The organism is Micromonospora sp. LOL_013 (assembly GCF_048060315.1).
In the GTDB taxonomy this organism is placed as follows: Bacteria; Actinomycetota; Actinomycetes; order Mycobacteriales; family Micromonosporaceae; genus Micromonospora_E.
In genome coordinates this window covers 15,903-33,103 of sequence record NZ_JBHMIQ010000014.1, presented here as the reverse complement: position 1 = coordinate 33,103, position 17,201 = coordinate 15,903, and the positions used below count along the sequence as shown (strand labels likewise).

The window sequence follows — 17,201 nt, the reverse complement described above, 5'->3', positions numbered from 1 at the left end:
CCGGTCGTGGGCCGCCTGTCGGCGTGCTGCGAGCCTTACGCTACGCGGATCAGGTACGGGCCTTCTCCCGCATCTCGAAGGTCTCGATGATGTCGCCCACCTGGATGTTGTTGTAGTTCCCCAGGGTCAGACCGCATTCGAAGCCCTCCCGGACCTCAGTCGCGTCGTCCTTGAAGCGCTTGAGCGAGCTGATGGTGACGTTGTCCGCCACCACCGCGCCGTCGCGCAGCAACCGGGCCTTGGCGTTGCGTCGGATGATGCCCGACCGGACCATACAGCCGGCGATGTTGCCGATCTTGGACGAACGGAACACGTCGCGGATCTCCGCGCTGCCCAGCTCGACCTCCTCGAACTCCGGCTTGAGCAGGCCCTTGAGCGCCGCATCGATCTCCTCGATGGCCTGGTAGATGACGGTGTAGTACCGGATCTCCACGCCTTCGCGGTCGGCGATTTCCCGGACCTTGTTGGAGGCCCGGACGTTGAAGCCGATGATCGTTGCCGCTTCGGCGGACGCGCTCGCGAGCATCACGTTGCTCTCGGTGATCGCACCCACACCCCGGTCCAGGATCCGCAGCTGGACCTCGTCCGGGATGTCGAGCTTGAACAGCGCGTCCTCCAACGCCTCGACCGAGCCGGAGACATCGCCCTTGAGGATCAGGTTGAGCGAGGTCTTCTCACCCTCCTTGATCTGCTCCATGAGCGTCTCCAGAGTGGCCCGGCCGCGCGAGTTGGCAAAGCTCGCCGCCCGCCGTCGGGCCTGCCGCTGCTCGGCGATCTGCCGCACCGTCCGATCGTCCTGCGCGGCGAGGAAGGTGTCGCCGGCGCTGGGCACTGCGGTGAGGCCGAGCACCAGCACCGGTCGGGCCGGGCCCGCCTCGGCGAGCTGCTTGCCGTTCTCGTCGAGCATGGCCCGGACCCGGCCGTGCGCGCCGCCCGCCACGATCGAGTCGCCGGTACGCAGAGTGCCCTTCTGCACCAGTACGGTCGCCACCGCGCCCCGGCCCTTGTCCAGGTGCGCCTCGATCGCGATGCCCTGCGCCGGGCCGTCGACCGGAGCGGTGAGCTCGAGCGCCGCGTCGGCGGTCAGCAGCACCGCCTCCAGCAGCTGATCGATGCCGGTGCCAGGCTTGGCCGCCACGTTGACGAACATGGTCTCGCCGCCGTACTCCTCGGCGACCAGACCGTACTCGGTCAACTGCTGGCGAACCTTGTCCGGGTTGGCCTCCGGCTTGTCGATCTTGTTGACCGCGACCACGATCGGCACGTCGGCCGCCTTGGCGTGATTCAGCGCCTCGATGGTTTGCGGCATCACTCCGTCGTCGGCCGCGACCACCAGCACCACGATGTCGGTGACCTGCGCACCACGGGCACGCATGGCGGTGAACGCCTCGTGACCCGGGGTGTCGATGAAGGTCAACGCGCGGTCCACCCCGTCGTGCGGCACGTGCACCTGGTAGGCACCAATGTGCTGGGTGATGCCGCCGGCCTCGCCCTCGACCAGGTTGGTCTGCCGGATCGCGTCGAGCAGCTTGGTCTTACCGTGGTCGACGTGGCCCATCACGGTCACCACCGGCGGGCGAGTGACCAGCCGGTCGGAGTCCACCTCGGCGTCGAGGTCGATGTTGAACTGCGCGAGCAGTTCGCGGTCCTCATCCTCGGGGCTGACGATCTGTACGTTGAACCCGAGGTGCTCACCCAGCAACTGCAACGTCTCGTCCGAGCAGGACTGGGTGGCGGTGACCATCTCACCCAGGTTGAACATCTCCTGGACCAGCGACCCCGGATTGGCGTTGATCTTGTCAGCGAAGTCCGACAGCGACGCCCCACGCGACAGCCGTACCGCCTGGCCCTGGCCACGCGGCGCGCCGGAGCTCATCGTCGGCGCGGAGAGGTTGTCGAATTCCTGTCTGCGCTGCTTCTTGGACTTGCGGCCCCTGGTCGGGCGCCCACCCGGCCGGCCGAAGGCACCCGCGGTGCCGCCGCCACGACCACGGCCGCCACCACCGGGCCGACCGCCGCCACCGGCAGGGGCACCACCACGGAAGCCGCCGCCACCGGGACCGCCGCGGTAACCGCCGCCACCGCCGCCGCCACGGTAACCGCCGCCACCGCCGCCGCCAGGGCCGCCACGGTAACCGCCGCCACCGCCGCCGCGACCGCCGCCACCGGGACCACCGGGGCGACCGGCGCCGCCGGGACCACCCGGGCGACCCGGGCGTTGCGACGGCATCGAGGCCGGGCTCGGCCGCGGTGGCATCGACGCCGGACTCGGCCGCGGTGGCATCGACGCCGGGTTGGGCCGCTGCCCGCCACCGGCGGCGGGTCGTTGCCCGCCACCCTGGCTGATGCCGAACGGATTGTTGCCGCCCCGCGCCGGCGGGCGGGCACCCGGCCGACCGGGTGCCCCAGGCGACGGCGCACCGGGCGTCGCCGGCCGTCCACCGGCCGAGCGACCGGCTGCCGGGCTACCCGGACGCGGCGGCACCGACCCCGGCCCAGGCTTGGGTCGGGGACCGCCGTCCGCCGGGGGCTCCCGCCGGCCGGTGTCCCGCTGCTTCGCCGCCTGCTGGGCGGCCTTGACGTTGGCCTCCTGCTCGGCCTTGAGCGCTGCCGCCCGCGCTTCGGCGGCGGCCACCTCGATGTCGTGCGCACTCGCTGGCTTGGCCACCGGGGCCGCCGACGGCGGCGGACCGGGCACCGGGCCCTTGGGGCGCATCGACGAGGGCGCCGCCGGCCGGCGCGGTGGCGCCGGCTTGGCGGAGACTCTCGGCTCGGTGCTGTTCGTCGGCGACGCGGCCGGTCGGGCCGGTGCCGTCGGTGACGACGACTGGGACGCCGCCGCGAACGCACCACGGAGGCGCCGGGCGACGGGTGCTTCCACCGTGCTCGACGCGGATTTCACGAACTCGCCCATCTCCTTGAGCTTGGCGAGAACGGTCTTGCTTTCGACCCCGAGCTCTTTGGCGAGCTCGTGTACGCGGGCCTTGCCTGCCACTGCACTCCTCACTCCGAGGTCGTGCGGGCAGCACCCGCAGCGACCTCACTCGTGCACTAGAAGCCTGCTCATTGCTGGGACTTCATCGTGTGCTCATGTCGGTCGTCCTACCTTGCTGTGCGACCCTCGTCCGGCCGGATGACCGGACGTAGCGGTTGACGTGCTGATGTACTCGGCCAGCTCGCCGGTGTCGACGACACCGGACACTCGCAGCGCCCGCCCGAAGGCGCGACGCCGCTGCGCCAGCTCCAGACATGCCGGATCGGGATGCAGGTGCGCACCCCGCCCCGGCAGACCACGGATCGGATCAGGTCGCAGGCGCGACACGTCCTCGCCTCCAACTACGACGACCCGTAGCAGCTCGTGAACCGGTGCACGTCGTCGGCAGCCCACACAGGTGCGCACCGGCAACGCACGTCGTACCACGAGAAAAGTCTACCCCGACGCGCCAGAGACCGCGCCGCCCGGTTCCGGGGCCGGATCCCGACCGGCGGAACCGGCCTCGGTGTCCGGCCGGATGTCGATCCGCCAGCCGGTCAGTCGGGCAGCAAGCCGGGCATTCTGCCCTTCCCTGCCGATGGCCAGCGAGAGCTGGAAGTCCGGCACCGTCACCCGGGCGGTACGGGTGGCCGCGTCGACCACCTCGACCCGCAACGCCTTCGCCGGCGACAGCGCGTTGCCCACGAAAGCGGCCGGGTCGTCGGACCAGTCGATGATGTCGATCTTCTCGCCGTGCAGTTCGCTCATCACCGCCCGCACCCGCTGGCCCATCGGACCGATGCAGGCGCCCTTGGCGTTGACCCCGGAAGCGGTCGACCGTACCGCGATCTTGGTCCGGTGGCCCGCTTCACGGGCGATCGCCGCGATCTCCACGGTGCCGTCGGCAATCTCTGGGACCTCCAGCGCGAACAGCCGCTTGACCAGATTGGGGTGGGACCGGGAAAGGGTGATCTGCGGCCCTCGGAACCCCTTGGCAACGTGCACCACCACGCACCGGATCCGCTGGCCGTGCGGGTAGGTCTCGCCCGGCACCTGCTCTGCGGCCGGCAGCACCGCTTCCAGCTTGCCCAGGTCGACGGTGACGATTCCCTTCTCGGTACGGGCCTCATGGGCCTGGATCACTCCGGTGACGAGGTCACCGTCGCGCCCGGCGTACTCCCCGAAGTGAACTTCGTCGGTCGCTTCCCGCAACCGCTGCAGAATCACCTGTTTGGCGGTCATCGCGGCAATCCGCCCGAAACCATGCGGTGTGTCGTCCCACTCGCGCAGCACCGCGCCCTCGGCGTCGAGATCCTGGGCGTAGACCAGCGCCATCCCGCTGCGCCGGTCGATCTCGACCCGGGCATGGGTCTGCGCACCCTCGGTGTGCCGGTACGCGGTCAGCAACGCGGCCTCGATCGCCGCGAGAATCGTGTCGAACGGGATCTCCCGCTCGCGCTCCAGTGCGCGCAGCGCCGCGAGGTCGATGTTCACCTCTCCTCGTCCTCCACTTCGTCGTCGTCGGACGGGTCGTCGACATCCGCCGGGTCATCGTCGACGACCTCGTCGAGGCGGTTGAACTCCACCTGGACCCGCCCGGGGCCGAGGTCGTCGTAGGGCCACCGTTGGACGCCACCGTCGACGTCCAACTGCACCGATTCGTCGTCGGCGGTAACGATCCGGCCGGTCACCTGGCGCTGGGCCGCGGTCACCCGCACCAGCCGGCCGGTGTTGCGGCGCCAGTGCCGGGGCAACCGCAGCGGCCGGTCCACGCCGGGCGAGCTGACCTCGAGCTGGTACTCGCCGGCGATCAGCTCCGCACCGGCCACCGACTCGGCCTCGTCCAGGGCCGCCGAGACCGCACGGGACACCTCGGCCATCGAGTCGAGCCCGACACCGCCGTCGGCGTCGACGATCACCCGGACCTGGTGTCGACGACCCACCCGGGAGACCGAGACGTCCTCCAGGTCGAAGCCGGCCGCCCGGACCACCGGCTCGACGATCGCCCGCAACCGGTCGCGCCGGGCCGCAGCTGCGACCTGGGGCCGTTGGGCGCCGTCCGGACGGGGCCGGGGGGTGGCGGCCCGGCGGGCGCGGGAACCGGGTGACCTGCCACCGGCACGGTCACGCTGTGTCATCTCCGCACCCTTCCACCGTTATCTTCTTCGTTGGCCGCTCGAGGCGACACCAGGAGCGCCGTCGGATGTTACTCCGACGCGACTGGGCAGAGCGTAACGCGCGGCCGAGGCGATCGGCCCCCCGGCGCACCGAGGGAAACCGGACACCCGACCGCAAGCCGGCACGGGTAGCCACCAGGACAGCGACGACCACACTGAGTCGCTACTGCAGAACTTTCCGGATAGGCTCGCGCGGGCCGATCCCCGGGAGGCGCGGACCGGCTGCGGCGCCGATGGTGTTGACTGGTCCGGTGTTCGCGAACCAACCAGGCCGGCGGGCGATCGGCAGGACCGCGCACCCGGCCACCGCTGCGGCCGGCCCCTGCAGCCGACGCGGAGTGATCCGGGGTGCCGTCGGTGCCGCGGTCGCCGTCGCCGTCCCGGCCGGGCTGGCCGGGTGCGGCCTGCTCGGCGGTGAGCCGGAGCCCGAGCCGGAACCGGATCCACTGGCCGGACTGCTCGCCGCCACGCTGGACCTGGTGGCGCGGTACGACGCCGCGATGACCGCGCCAGCCGAGCTCGGCCCGCTGCTGGCCCCGGTCGTCGCCACCCACCGGACGCACGCCGAGGAGCTCAGCCGGCTGACCGGGATCGCCCTACCGACCCCGACGACGCCCGCCGCCGGCCCGGGCGGCCAGCCCAGCGCCCCGGGCTCCGCCGTACCGCCGGGCACGGCCACACCGGGAGCTGGCACCTCGGCCTCGCCAGTCGACCGGGCCGCCGCGCTCACCGCGTTGCGGTCCGCAGAGGAGGCCGCCGCAGCCGAGGCCGTCGCGGCGTGCCACACCGCCGCCGCCGACCGGGCCGCGCTACTGGGCTCGATCGCCGCGGCCCGCGCTTGCCACCTCGAGGTGCTCCGATAAACGTGGACCACCGGATCAGAAGGAGCGCCGACCGTGGCTGACGGATGGGAGCAGGCACTCACCGCCGAGTACGCGGCGATCTTCGCCTACGGCGTGCTCGGGGTCCATCTCGCCGGCGACGCCGCTGCCCGGGCACACGACGCCGAGGCCGCCCACCGGGACCGGCGCGACCAGCTGATCCTGCGGGTCGGTGCCGCCGCGCCGCCGGTCGAACCGGCCTATCAACTGCCGTTCCCGGTCACCGACGCGACCAGCGCCCTGCGGCTGGCCGCCGAGGTGGAGGAGCGGGCCGCAGCTGTCTGGCGGGCGGTACTGCCGGTCACCTCGGGCGCGGACCGCGAGGCGGCGCTCACCGCCCTGATCGAGTACGCGGTCCGCGCGACCCGCTGGCGACAGGCGGCCGGCGCCACACCGGCTGTGCCGACCTGGCCGGGCCGGCCCGGCTGAGCGCGACCTGGCCAGTCCATCCCGGCGCAAGCGTGACCGGAACCGCGATTCATGATCCCGGTTGCCGCCCATCTACCCGGTATGCATACTCAGCTGGCATGTCGATCCGCCACGGACTGCTCGCGCTGCTCGACCGGGGCCCGATGCACGGGTACCAGCTCCGGGCGGCCTTCGAGGAGGCCACCGGTGGGGCGTGGTCGCTCAACATCGGACAGGTGTACACCACGCTCGCCAGGCTGCGACGCGACGGGCTGGTGCGTGCGCTGGCGGGCAACGCGGCCGGGCAGCGACCGTTCGCCATTACCGCCGCCGGCCGGGACGCGCTGACCACCTGGTTCAGCAGCCCGGTCGGCCGCGTCGGCCAAGGCCGCGACGAACTGACGGTGAAGATTGCCCTTGCGCTGAGCACGCCAGGGGCGGACGTCCGCGGGGTGGTCGCGGCGCAACGGGCGGCAACCCTGGACGCGGTACGGGAGCTGAACCGTTCCAGAGCGAGGTCGGCCGACGTCGACCGCGTCGGCCGGCTGGTGCTCGACGCGATGCTGTTCCGGGCGGAGGCGGAAATCCGCTGGCTCGACCACTGTGAGACCAGTCTGCTGGGCCCCGGTCCGGTCAGGGCAGGGTAAGGATCTCGAAGCCGTCCTCGGTGACCACGATCGTGTGCTCGAACTGGGCGGTCCACCGGCGGTCCTTGGTGACCACCGTCCAGCCGTCCCGCCACATGTCGTACTCGTGCGTGCCGAGCGTGATCATCGGCTCGACGGTGAACGTCATCCCCGGTTCCATCACGTCCGTGGGTCGTGGACTGTCGTAGTGCGGAACGTACAGCCCGCTGTGGAACGCCTCGCCGATGCCGTGGCCGGTGAAGTCGCGTACCACGCCGTAGCCGAACCGCCGGGCGTAGGACTCGATCACCCGGCCGATCACGTTGATCTGCCGCCCCGGGGCCACCGCCCGGATGCCCCGCATCATCGCCTCGTGGGTCCGCTCGACCAGCAGCTGGGCCTCCTGTGAGACCTCCCCGACGCAGAAGGTCGCATCGGTGTCGCCGTGCACTCCGCCGATGTAGGCGGTCACGTCGACGTTGACGATGTCGCCGTCGGCCAGCACCGTGGAGTCGGGGATGCCGTGGCAGACAACCTCGTTGAGGCTGGTGCAGCAGGATTTGGGGAACCCCTTGTAGCCCAGGGTCGACGGGTAGGCACCGTTGTCACAGAGGAAGTCGTGCACCACCGCGTCGATCTCGTCGGTGGTGACCCCCGGTTTGCAGTGCTCACCGGCGAGCTGCACGGCCCGGGCGGCGAGCCGACCCGCCACCCGCATCCGCTCGATGGTGTCCGGGGACTGGACGTGCGAGCCGCGCCAGGGCGCGGGCTGCTTGCGACCGACGTACTCCGGCCGGGTGATGTGCGCCGGCACCGGCCGCCACGGGGAGATCTTTCCAGGGGTCAGCGGAGCGCGGACGGAGGTCATGCGTCCAGCCTAGCGCCGTCGGTGTCGACCCGACCGGCCGGCGACCGAGCCGCCGCGGACACGCTGAGCGACCGACCGTTTACCACCGAATCTTGCTGGAGCCGCACAGTTGTGCCATCTTTACTTTCGTGGATCAGCAGGGTCCGGAGCAGCTCTTCTCCGCCACCAGTGACCTGGACGGTGACCACCTGACCGTCACGGTCAGCGGCGAGGTGGACATGGCCACCGCCGAGCACATGTACCACGCCGCGATCCACCAGGACGCCGGCAAGGTGACCCTCGATCTGCGTACGGTCTCGTTCTTCGATTCGGCGGCCATCCACGCGCTGCTCCAGCTCACCGACCGTTACCCGCAGGCGCTGACGGTGCTGCCGTCCCGGCAGGTCCGCCGGGTCCTGGACATCTCCGGCCTCGGCGGGCAGCCGTGGCTGGCCGCCGAGGCGATCCGGGACGGCAGCCAGGCCCGGGTGGTCAGTCCGGATCCGGTCGGGGAGCCAGTCGACGGCGCAACGTGACCTCGCTGCCCTGCCCGTCCCGGTCGATCCGCAGTTCGGCCAGGGCGGCGATCAACGCCAGTCCCCGACCGCGGAACCCGGTGTCGGAGGTCTCCCGCCAACCGCCGCTGTCCCGCACGCTTGCGACCAGGTCGTCCCCGTCGATACCGACCTCTAGCCAAATGTCCGGCTGCGCGGGGGTGACCGGGTGCTCGATCGCGTTGGCTGCCGCCTCGGAGATCGCCACGGTCAGATCGAACTGGTCGGTGTCGTCGATCCGGTGCGCGGCAAAGAAGTCCGCCAGCCGTCGACGCAGCAGCGCCAGTGCCCGCGCCTGCGCCGGCAGCCGCATCCTGAGGCGGTCCAGGTCGGTCGCCTCCAGCACCAGCACCGCGACGTCGTCACGGCGGGGCCGGCGGGCCACCCGGCGCAGCAGCCGGTCGGCGAGCTCCTCGACGTGGTCACCGCCGGCTCTGGCGTCGGCCCGGACCTGGTCCAGACCGCCGTCGATGCCCACGGTGCGGTCCTCGATCAGCCCGTCCGTGTAGCAGATCAGTCGGCTGCCGACGTCGAGCCGGTCGGTCGACGTGTCGTAGCGGCTGCCCCGGATCGCCCCGATCGGTGGGCCGAGCGCCCGGTCGTGCAGCAGCCCTACCGTTGCCCCGGCGGCCACCACCGGTGGCGGATGGCCGGCGCTGGCGTAGCGCAGCACACCGCTCGACGGTTCGAACCACAGGCAGACCACGGTAGCGAGGGAACGCCGGCCCATCGTCGTGACCAGCCGGTTCAGCCGGGTGAGGGCGTCACCTGGCGAGAACCCCTCCAGAAGGTACGCCCGCAGCGCGTTGCGTAGCTGGCCCATGGTGGCCGCCGCGTTCACACCCTTGCCGACCACGTCGCCGATCACCAGAACCAGCCGGCCACCGCCGACCTCCACCACGTCGTACCAGTCGCCGCTGACCTCTGCCTCGGCGTTGCCGGGCAGGTAGCGGCTGGCGATCAGCGCGCCGGGCACCCGGGGCAGCGTCTGGGGCAGCAGGCTGTGCTGCAGGGTGCTGGCGATGCGGTGTTCCGCCTCGTACAGCCGGGCGTTGCCCAGCCGCAGCCCGACCATCCGGGCGAATTCCGCCAGCGCCGCCTCGTCGGGGTCCGGGTCGGCGCCGGCGAAGGGCCAGACCGACAGCTCGCCCAGCCGTTCCCCGCCGGCACCGATGAACGGGGTGACCGTCGCCGGGTCGGCGGAGGGCTGGCCGCCACCGTCCGCCTCGTAGCGGGCACCCGGGGCAGTGGCGACCACCTTCGAAGCCCGGACCAGCTGCTGGATGTGCTCGACCGCGACCCGCAGCACCTCGCTGGTGGTCTGCGCGGTGTTGACCGCGACGGCTGCGTCGGCGAGCGCCCGCAGCTGGTAAATGATCCGGCCGCGCAGCTGACCCAGTTCGACGTTGGCCCGCACCCTGGCGACGAGTTCCTGCGCCGCGAACGGCTTGACCAGGTAGTCGTCGGCACCGGCGGACAGGCCCTGCACGGCGGCCTCGGGACCGGCCCGGGCGGAGAGCACGACGATCGGCACATGCCGGGTCCGCCGGTCCGCACGCAACGCCGTGACCAAGCCGAAACCGTCCAGTTCCGGCATCATCACGTCGGTCAGGATCAAATCGAAGGGGGTACGGGTGGCGAGGGCCAGCGCTGCGGCACCGTCGGCCGCGGCGACCACCTGCCAGTGCGGCGCCAGCAACCGGATCACGTGGTCCCGCAGGTCGGCGTTGTCGTCGGCCACCAGGATCCGCCCGACGGGCTGGTCGACCCGTGGCTGCTCGATCACCTCCCGCGCCGGCCCGACGCTCCACCGCTGCGTCTCGGCCAGGTACAACTGTCTGGTGTCGCCGGCCTCGTCGCGCCCGGCCGGGTGTTCAGGGTCCTGGCCGGCCGGCGGGTTCGGCCCGGTGCCGACCGGGATCTCGACGGTGAAGACACTGCCCTGACCGGGTTCGCTGCGGACCGCGACGGTCCCGCCGTGCAGTTGGACGAGTTCACGGACCAGCGCCAACCCGATCCCGGTGCCTTCGTGGCTGCGGGCCCGGGTGCCGGCCACCCGGTGAAACCGTTCGAACAGGTGCGGCAGGTCAGCGGCGGGAACACCGACCCCGGTGTCGGCGACGGTGAGTTCGACCGACGTGTCGAGCGCCCGCAACCGCACGGTGATGGTGCCGTCGAAGGTGAACTTCACCGCGTTGGACAGCAGGTTCAGGACGATTTTCTCCCACAGATCCGGGTCCACCTGCACGGTCCCGGGCAGCGGTGGGCAATGCACGACCAGGTCCAGCCCGGCCCGCTGGGCAGCCGACCGGAACGTGCTGGCCAACCGGTTCGTCAAGTCGGCCAGGTCGACCGGCTGCAGCGCCGCCCGCGCCCGACCGGATTCCAGCCGGGAGAAGTCCAGCACGGTGTTGACCAGCTTGAGCAGGCGCAGGGCATTGCGGTGCATCATCTCGGCCCGCTCGCGATGTGGCACCGGCAGGTCCACGTCGGCGAGTTGGTCCTCGATCGGGCCGAGCAGCAACGTCAGCGGGGTCCGGAACTCGTGACTGACGTTGGCGAAGAAGTCGGTCTTGGCCTGGTCGATCACGGCGAGTTCGGCGGCCCGGGCCCGCTCGTGCAGATAGGCCCGCTGGCTGGTCACCGCACTGGAGATCTGGGTGGTGAGCAGATCCATGAAGTCGCGGTAGTCACTGGTGAACGGCAGGTGCCGGCTGCGGCCGAGGACGAGGGCACCGACCGGTTCGGTCGCCGCGCTGATCGGCAGGACGAGCACCTCCGGCGCCGCCGTGTCCGGTGGTACGGCGACGAAGTCCGCCGCCCGGGCGGTCTGCGCGGTACCGCTGTGCAAGGCGTCCAGCAGCGCGGCCGGGGCGTCGACCGGGCTCGGCTGCGTCGGCGCGGTGACGGTCTGCGCCGCGACGCCGGTGCAGCCGGCGAGCCGTGCGGAGTCCGCGTCCGATCCGAGGTAGAGCAGGGCGAACGGGATGTCGCCGCGGCAGGTGTCGAGCACCTCCAGCACGCCACGGCGCAGGTCGGTCTGGCTCTGCAGGTCGGACAACCGGCTGCCCAGCCCGGCCAAGGTACGAATCCGACGCTCGCCGAGCACCCGTCCGGTGGTCTCGCTGACGATGCAGAAGATACCCCCTACGCTGCCGTCCTCGATCCACAGCGGGTCGTAGGAGACGTCGAAGTAGGTCTGCTCGAGGAAGCCGTGCCGTTCGAGCAGGAACGGATGGTCGGTGCCACGGTAGGCAGCCCCGCTCTCGATCACCCCGGCGAACAGCGGCTCCAGCACATCCCACAGCTCCGACCAGTGCTCGGCGGCGGGTTCACCCAGGGCGGCCGGATGCTTCGCGCCGATGGTGGGCAGGTAGGCGTCGTTGTAGAAGGCACGCAGCTGCGGCCCCCAGTAGAGCACGATCTGGGCCTGCGACGAGAGCATCATGCCAACCGCCTGGCACAGACTGGCCGGCCAACTGTCCAGCGCGCCGAGTGGACTGCGGCTCCAGTCACGCTCCCGGATCAGCCGGTTGGTCTCGCCGGCCCGGTCGAGGGCGGCGGCGAGCAAGGCGGGGACGGCCGGTCGCGGAGCCGGCACCGTCGGGGAGCCGACCGGCCGCTCACCCTCTGTCATCGCTGGCCACCCTCGCTCATCGAACCCGTCACCCGGCCGCCGCCACCGCGTCCATTTGCGGAGTCCCGCAACGTCCGCCGGCCGGGGCGGGCCCGGTCGTGCGGCGTGGGTCGCCTCCTACCCCGGCGCCGCACGAACGTAACGTGTGGTCGACTGGGCGGTGGGGAGAGGGCGGACAAATCGTCGATGCTGGCCGCGTTGCGGGTCGCCCGGTACTCGGCGAGGTCCTCGGCGGTCCGCCGTACCGCAGGAGTCACTGACCCCGCTGCACGTCGACGACGATTACCGCTCGCACCCCGTGTTGACCAAGCGCGTCACCGAGGCACCGGCCAGCGCGGCGAAGCGCCGGTCCGACGGGCACCACCGTGCCGACGCCGTGCAACCGGACGACCAGGGGCGGACCGTCGAAGGCGCAGAACATCACCGTGGTGCGCACCGCCGATGTCTGGAGGCGGTCCGGCGCGGTCTGTCACCGGACCGCCTGGCCGGGACGTCATGCCGGGTACGGGCGCCGAACCGACGCCCGGCGGACATAGCCAGCGGAACCGGAGAGGGCGGTCACCGTGGCAGGTGAGATGAGGCGACTGCTGGAACAGGAGCTGGCCGCGCGGCCGGCCCCACCGATCGGGGATCTCGTCGCCGAGTCGGTGCGCCTGGGGCGGCGACGCCGCCGCAACCGACGGGCGGCCAGCGTCGGTACCGCCGCCGCCCTGGCGACGGGTGCCGTACTGCTGGCCCCGACGGTGGTGGGGGTCGGGCTGCCGGTGCCGGGCGGTGGACCGCCCGACGTCGGTGCGCCGGGCGTCGGTCAGCCGGCGGCACCGGCCGGATCGGTCACCCCCGACGCGAAATTGGCCGAGGCGACGAGCATCGCACCTGTGCCGCCGGCCACCGGCGAGCCGACGGTCCGGTCCGGATGTGACGTCAACGGCGGCACGGCCACGGTCACCGCGCTGCCGGCCGCGCCCACCGAGGTGGCCAACTGTCCGGTCGCCGTGTGGGGCCTCGACATCCCGCCGGCCGCCATCGGCGACACCACACCGGTCACCGCAGAGGGTGCGCTGGAACTGCTCACCCGGCTGCTGCCGGCCGGCCGAATCAGCGGGTACGCCAAGGGCAACCCGGCCGGGTCGGCTGGCGTGGCCGTGCAGCTCCAGTTGGACCGGGGAGACGGCCCCCTGCTGATCCGGTTCTCGGTGTCGGCCGACCAGTTGCCGGACGACGCGCTGGCGGCGAGCTGCGCCGCCGGCCGGATCTGCTACCCACTGGCCGACGGCGGCACGGTGATCTTCGATGATGTCTCCGACACTTGCCTCGGTGGCCGCTCGGTGCGGTACCACCGAACCGACGGCACCCTGATCCGGCTGGATCTGGCCCGATGCCGCAGTGGCCCGGCCCGGAGCACTCCGCTACCGACGGCGTTGACCAACCAGGAGGCCCTCGCCGTCGTCCTCGATCCGCGCTGGGGTGGCCGGCTGCCAGCGGACCTGGTACGCGAAGGCGGCGCCAGATTCGGCGACCTGCCCGTCGCCGACACCCGCTGACCGGCACCCGCTGACCTGCCGGCCCGGTCGCCCGCACTACTGTTAACCGATGGCTCGTCTGTCGCCAGGTGACCACCGTCCAGAGCGGGACCGTGACCCAGCGGGTCGGCCACGCAACTCCCGGCCGCGCGACGAGCTGGGTCGGCCGTTGCCGCCGGGCGCGTCGGGCGTACCGACCATGCCCGACGACCTGGCACTCACGCCGCACGACGCGCTCGACGAGGCGCAGCGGCTGCTCGACGCTGGCCGGCCGTTCCACGCCCACGAGGTGCTGGAGTCGGCCTGGAAGGCGGCACCGCCGGTGGAGCGTGAGTTCTGGCGCGGGCTGGCGCAGTTGGCGGTCGGGCTCACCCACGCGCGGCGGGGCAACCTGGCCGGCGCGGCGCGGCTGCTGGCCAGGGCCGCAGACCGGATCGCGCCGTACGCCGGGCAGCGGCCGTACGGCGTACCCGTGCCGGATCTGGTGCGGTTCGGCCGGGACACGGCCGACCGGCTCGCCCACGACGCGGCTGTCGACCTCACTGTCCGGCTACGGGCCGATCCGGGCCACGCGACAGCCGCTCAGTGATCTCCCCGGCTGGCACCGGACGGCCGAAATGCCAGCCCTGGGCCTGGTCGCAGCCGAGTGCCACCAGCCGGTCCGCCTGTTCACCGGTCTCCACCGCCTCGGCGGTGACTGTCAGGTTGAGCGCGTGGGCCAGCCGGACCAGCGCGTCGACGATCCGCTCGTCGCGGTCGCCCTCCGGACCGGCGACCCGCATCCCTTCCACGAAGGGACCGGCGAGTTTGAGCACGTGGATCGGCATCCGCCGCAGGTAGGCGAGGTTGGAGTAGCCGGTGCCGAAGTCGTCGATGGCCAACCGGACACCGAGCGTGGCCAGCCGGCGCAGCGCCGGCAGTGGCTCACCACCGGTGGCCATCACCGCACTCTCGGTCAGCTCCAGCTGCAGCAGCTCCGGTGGCAGACCGGTCCGGGTGAGCACCCCGGCCACCTCCCCGACGAGCTGCGGGTCGCTGACCTGGCGGGCAGAGATGTTGACGCTGACCACGATCGGCGCCTGTGGGTGCTCGGCCCGCCACCGGCTGGCCTGCCGGCACGCCTGTTCCAGCACCCACCGGCCGAGCCGGACGATCAGCCCGGTCTCCTCGGCGAGAGCGACGAACCGGTCCGGCCCGAGCCGACCTAGAATCGGATGCTGCCAGCGGATCAGCGCCTCGACGGCGGAGACCGTCCGGTCGGACAGCCGGGTGATCGGCTGGTATTCGACGACGAACTCGCCGCTGTCCAGCGCGGCCGGCAACGCGGCGGCGAGCGCCGAACGGGTCACGTCGCGCGCACCCCGTACCGGGTCGAAGACCGCCCACCGGCCTCGCCCGTCGGCCTTGGCCCAGTACAGGGTGGTGTCCGCGGCCTTCATCACCTCGGTGGGGGTCGTGCCGGCCGTGGGCGAGGCGACGACCCCGATGCTCGCCGACACGGTCAACTGGTGCCCGTCGACCTGGATCGGAGCGGCCAGCGCGGCCAGCGCGGCCTGGGCGACGTCGACCAGTTGCGACGTGCCGGTGCAGCGGGTCACCAGGATCACGAACTCGTCGCCGCCCATCCGGGCGACCAGGTGCCCGCAGTCGGCAGCGCTGTCGGCGAGCCGCCGCGCCACCACGGCGAGCAACTGGTCGCCGACGTCGTGACCGAGCCCGTCGTTGATCGACTTGAACCCGTCGAGATCCAGGAAGCACACGCCGACCTGCCCGCCCGGGTCGGCCATCGCCTCAGCGAGCCGGTCGAAGAAGAGCACCCGGTTCGGCAGCCTGGTCAGCGGGTCGTGCTCGGCCTGGAAACGCAGCCGCTCCTGCAGCTCGTACCGGTCGGTGATGTCCTCGACCATCGCGACGGTGAACCGGGGTCGGCCGTCGTCGTGCCGGATCAGCGACACCGCGAGGTCCGTCCAGATCGGTGCGCCGTCCTTGCGGTAGTAGCGCTTCTCCACCCGGGCGCGGTCGTGCTTGCCCTCGATGAGGTCAAGGTAGAACTGGTACATGCCGGGCGCGTCGTCTGGGTGGAACAGCTGCCCGACGTTGATTTCCCGCAGTTCCGCGATGGTGTAGCCGAGCATGTCGGCGAACGCCTGGTTGACATCGATGATCCGCCCGTCGAGGTCGGCCAGCCCGATGCCGATCGCCGCGCCGGTGAATACCGCCCGGAACCGGACCTCGCTGTCCCGCAGCGCCTGCTCGGCAGCGTCCCGGGCGGACCAGGCCGCCTGCCGGATGATGGACTGCTGCGCGAAGGTCCGGTTGCGCAGCGCCCGAGCGTACCCCTCGGCGAGCGCGCCCTGCAGGTGGGTGGTCCGTTCCCGGGCCGGTGCCGACGTCGCCAGCTGCGGCAGCACCAGCGGCAGAAAGTCCTCGCCGAGGGCCTGGATGGTCCAGCCCAGCACGGCGGGTTCGGTCAGGTGGCCCTCCACCAGCCAGCGCCCGACATCCCGGCCGGCCTGGCCGTCGAACGTCCCGGCCAGCACCGCCGCGGCCAGCCGCAGCGTGTGCCCGTGCAGGATGTCGGCGCTCTCGGCAAAGCTCAGCGGCAGATAGCCGAGCCCGGCGGCGGCCGCCGCCCAGTTCCGGGCGAAGCGGCGCACACCCTCGGGATCGGCACCGCCATCGCCCGTCTCGGACGTCGCCATGGTCAGACCGCGGCGGCGTCCAGGCGGGCAACGCCGCCGAAGGCACCGAACCGCTCCGGGTGTGCGTCCAATTCGGCGTCCGGGTCCGGCCGCCACAGTGGCAGATGGACGACTCCCGGGTCGACGATGGTGAAGTCACCGAACATCGCGGTCACCTCCGCCCGCGAGCGCAACGTGATCTCGGTGTCGGTCCTGGCCGACAACCGCTGCGCGGCCAGTACCTCCGGCGGCTGGTCCTCGTAGGTTGCGTGGGAGATGACCAGGTAGCTGCCGACCGCCGCGGTCGCCCGCAGCCGCCGAAGGATGCCCTGGGGGTCGTCGGCGTCGGGCACGAAGTGCGCCACCCCGGCGAGCAGGATGCCGACCGGTCGGGCGAAGTCGATCAGGCCGGTCGCGGCGGCCTGCGCACAGATTGCCTCCGGTGCACGCAGATCGGCCTGCAGGACCACGGCCCGCCCGACTTCAGCCAGGATGCTCCGACTGTGTGCCACGGCCACCGGATCGATGTCCACGTAGACCACGGTGGCCGCCGGGTTGACCGCGTGGGCCACCTCGTGAACGTTGCCCACCGTCGGAATTCCTGAGCCGATGTCCAGGAACTGGTCGACGCCGTCGGCGAGCAGCGTCCGGACCGCCCGACGCAGGAACGCCCGGCCGGCCCGCATGGTCTCCGCCAGGTGCGGCGTCATCGCGGCGATCTGCTCGGCGAGTTGACGGTCCACGTCGAAGTTGTGGGCCCCGCCGAGGAAGTAGTCGTAGACCCGCGCGGCGCTGGGGCGGCTCAGGTCTACTCCGGCCGGGACTCCACTGGCCTGCTCCGCCATCCTGCCTCCAGCTCGTTCGCGATGTCCGCGTCGGCCCTGGCGTGACGG

General features: G+C 71.9%; 15 protein-coding genes. 6 read left to right on the top strand and 9 right to left on the bottom strand.

The features are described 5' to 3' along the window. Window positions 1-49: 49 nt before the first annotated feature. The 4 genes from infB to rimP form a co-directional block, all read right to left on the bottom strand. A complete protein-coding gene (gene infB / locus ACFHWS_RS11350) occupies window positions 50-2,995 on the bottom strand; it encodes a translation initiation factor IF-2 (protein ID WP_416568139.1) in 2,946 nt (981 codons plus the stop codon). Between the two features lie 93 nt (window positions 2,996-3,088). After that, a complete protein-coding gene (locus ACFHWS_RS11345) occupies window positions 3,089-3,388 on the bottom strand; it encodes a YlxR family protein (RefSeq protein WP_278174420.1) in 300 nt (99 codons plus the stop codon). 42 nt (window positions 3,389-3,430) lie between these two features. Further along, window positions 3,431-4,468, bottom strand: coding sequence for a transcription termination factor NusA (gene nusA, locus ACFHWS_RS11340; protein ID WP_416552927.1), 1,038 nt, complete (start codon window positions 4,466-4,468; stop codon window positions 3,431-3,433). Continuing rightward, entirely contained in the window at window positions 4,465-5,112 is a 648-nt protein-coding gene (gene rimP, locus ACFHWS_RS11335) for a ribosome maturation factor RimP (RefSeq protein ID WP_416552929.1), read from the bottom strand. The genes nusA and rimP overlap by 4 nt, the downstream gene beginning before the upstream one ends. A gap of 290 nt (window positions 5,113-5,402) precedes the next feature. Here rimP and ACFHWS_RS11330 point away from each other — a divergent pair, with 290 nt between their 5' ends. The 3 genes from ACFHWS_RS11330 to ACFHWS_RS11320 all read left to right on the top strand — a co-directional run bounded on the left by ACFHWS_RS11330 (window position 5,403) and on the right by ACFHWS_RS11320 (window position 7,087). Further along, entirely contained in the window at window positions 5,403-6,014 is a 612-nt protein-coding gene (locus ACFHWS_RS11330) for a hypothetical protein (protein ID WP_416552931.1), read from the top strand. A 33-nt stretch (window positions 6,015-6,047) separates the two neighbouring features. Next, window positions 6,048-6,461 carry a ferritin-like domain-containing protein gene (locus tag ACFHWS_RS11325; RefSeq protein ID WP_416552933.1) on the top strand — a complete coding sequence of 138 codons (414 nt, stop codon included), beginning with the start codon at window positions 6,048-6,050 and terminating at the stop codon, window positions 6,459-6,461. A 98-nt stretch (window positions 6,462-6,559) separates the two neighbouring features. Continuing rightward, window positions 6,560-7,087 carry a PadR family transcriptional regulator gene (locus ACFHWS_RS11320; protein ID WP_416552935.1) on the top strand — a complete coding sequence of 176 codons (528 nt, stop codon included), beginning with the start codon at window positions 6,560-6,562 and terminating at the stop codon, window positions 7,085-7,087. Here the strand turns inward: ACFHWS_RS11320 and map are convergent. Further along, on the bottom strand, window positions 7,074-7,934 hold the full coding sequence (gene map / locus ACFHWS_RS11315; RefSeq protein ID WP_278167949.1) for a type I methionyl aminopeptidase: 861 nt from the start codon (window positions 7,932-7,934) through the stop codon (window positions 7,074-7,076). The two genes, ACFHWS_RS11320 and map, sit on opposite strands and share 14 nt — an antisense overlap. Window positions 7,935-8,062: 128 nt before the next feature. Here map and ACFHWS_RS11310 point away from each other — a divergent pair, with 128 nt between their 5' ends. Continuing rightward, the gene (locus tag ACFHWS_RS11310) at window positions 8,063-8,449 is read left to right on the top strand and encodes an STAS domain-containing protein (protein ID WP_416552937.1); all 387 of its coding nucleotides are present in this window, start codon (window positions 8,063-8,065) and stop codon (window positions 8,447-8,449) included. Here the strand turns inward: ACFHWS_RS11310 and ACFHWS_RS11305 are convergent. Together ACFHWS_RS11305 and ACFHWS_RS11300 are read right to left on the bottom strand one after the other, a co-directional pair. Beyond that, complete coding sequence (locus ACFHWS_RS11305) at window positions 8,406-12,104, bottom strand: SpoIIE family protein phosphatase (protein WP_416568138.1); 3,699 nt, start codon at window positions 12,102-12,104, stop codon at window positions 8,406-8,408. The two genes, ACFHWS_RS11310 and ACFHWS_RS11305, sit on opposite strands and share 44 nt — an antisense overlap. Before the next feature lie 253 nt (window positions 12,105-12,357). Then, the gene (locus tag ACFHWS_RS11300) at window positions 12,358-12,540 is read right to left on the bottom strand and encodes a hypothetical protein (protein WP_416552941.1); all 183 of its coding nucleotides are present in this window, start codon (window positions 12,538-12,540) and stop codon (window positions 12,358-12,360) included. 139 nt (window positions 12,541-12,679) lie between these two features. On the opposite strand from ACFHWS_RS11300, the gene ACFHWS_RS11295 reads away from it, so the two are divergent. Both ACFHWS_RS11295 and ACFHWS_RS11290 read left to right on the top strand, forming a co-directional pair. Further along, window positions 12,680-13,648 (top strand): hypothetical protein, encoded by a 969-nt coding sequence (locus tag ACFHWS_RS11295; RefSeq protein WP_416552943.1) that lies wholly within the window; start codon window positions 12,680-12,682, stop codon window positions 13,646-13,648. Window positions 13,649-13,697: 49 nt separating this feature from the next. After that, the gene (locus tag ACFHWS_RS11290; protein ID WP_416552945.1) at window positions 13,698-14,216 is read left to right on the top strand and encodes a DUF309 domain-containing protein; all 519 of its coding nucleotides are present in this window, start codon (window positions 13,698-13,700) and stop codon (window positions 14,214-14,216) included. Here ACFHWS_RS11290 and ACFHWS_RS11285 read toward each other — a convergent pair. Both ACFHWS_RS11285 and ACFHWS_RS11280 read right to left on the bottom strand, forming a co-directional pair. Beyond that, complete coding sequence (locus ACFHWS_RS11285; RefSeq protein WP_416552947.1) at window positions 14,167-16,329, bottom strand: putative bifunctional diguanylate cyclase/phosphodiesterase; 2,163 nt, start codon at window positions 16,327-16,329, stop codon at window positions 14,167-14,169. The two genes, ACFHWS_RS11290 and ACFHWS_RS11285, sit on opposite strands and share 50 nt — an antisense overlap. Before the next feature lie 2 nt (window positions 16,330-16,331). Continuing rightward, complete coding sequence (locus tag ACFHWS_RS11280) at window positions 16,332-17,153, bottom strand: SAM-dependent methyltransferase (RefSeq protein ID WP_416568137.1); 822 nt, start codon at window positions 17,151-17,153, stop codon at window positions 16,332-16,334. Window positions 17,154-17,201 lie beyond the last annotated feature (48 nt).

Coding starts and splice junctions, on each gene's coding strand:
- rimP (WP_416552929.1), bottom strand. CDS start 5,112: ATGACACAGCGTGACCGTGCCGGTGGCAGGTCACCCGGTTCCCGCGCC.
- ACFHWS_RS11320 (WP_416552935.1), top strand. CDS start 6,560: ATGTCGATCCGCCACGGACTGCTCGCGCTGCTCGACCGGGGCCCGATG.
- map (WP_278167949.1), bottom strand. CDS start 7,934: ATGACCTCCGTCCGCGCTCCGCTGACCCCTGGAAAGATCTCCCCGTGG.
- ACFHWS_RS11305 (WP_416568138.1), bottom strand. CDS start 12,104: ATGACAGAGGGTGAGCGGCCGGTCGGCTCCCCGACGGTGCCGGCTCCG.
- ACFHWS_RS11295 (WP_416552943.1), top strand. CDS start 12,680: ATGAGGCGACTGCTGGAACAGGAGCTGGCCGCGCGGCCGGCCCCACCG.
- ACFHWS_RS11290 (WP_416552945.1), top strand. CDS start 13,698: ATGGCTCGTCTGTCGCCAGGTGACCACCGTCCAGAGCGGGACCGTGAC.
- ACFHWS_RS11285 (WP_416552947.1), bottom strand. CDS start 16,329: ATGGCGACGTCCGAGACGGGCGATGGCGGTGCCGATCCCGAGGGTGTG.
- ACFHWS_RS11280 (WP_416568137.1), bottom strand. CDS start 17,153: ATGGCGGAGCAGGCCAGTGGAGTCCCGGCCGGAGTAGACCTGAGCCGC.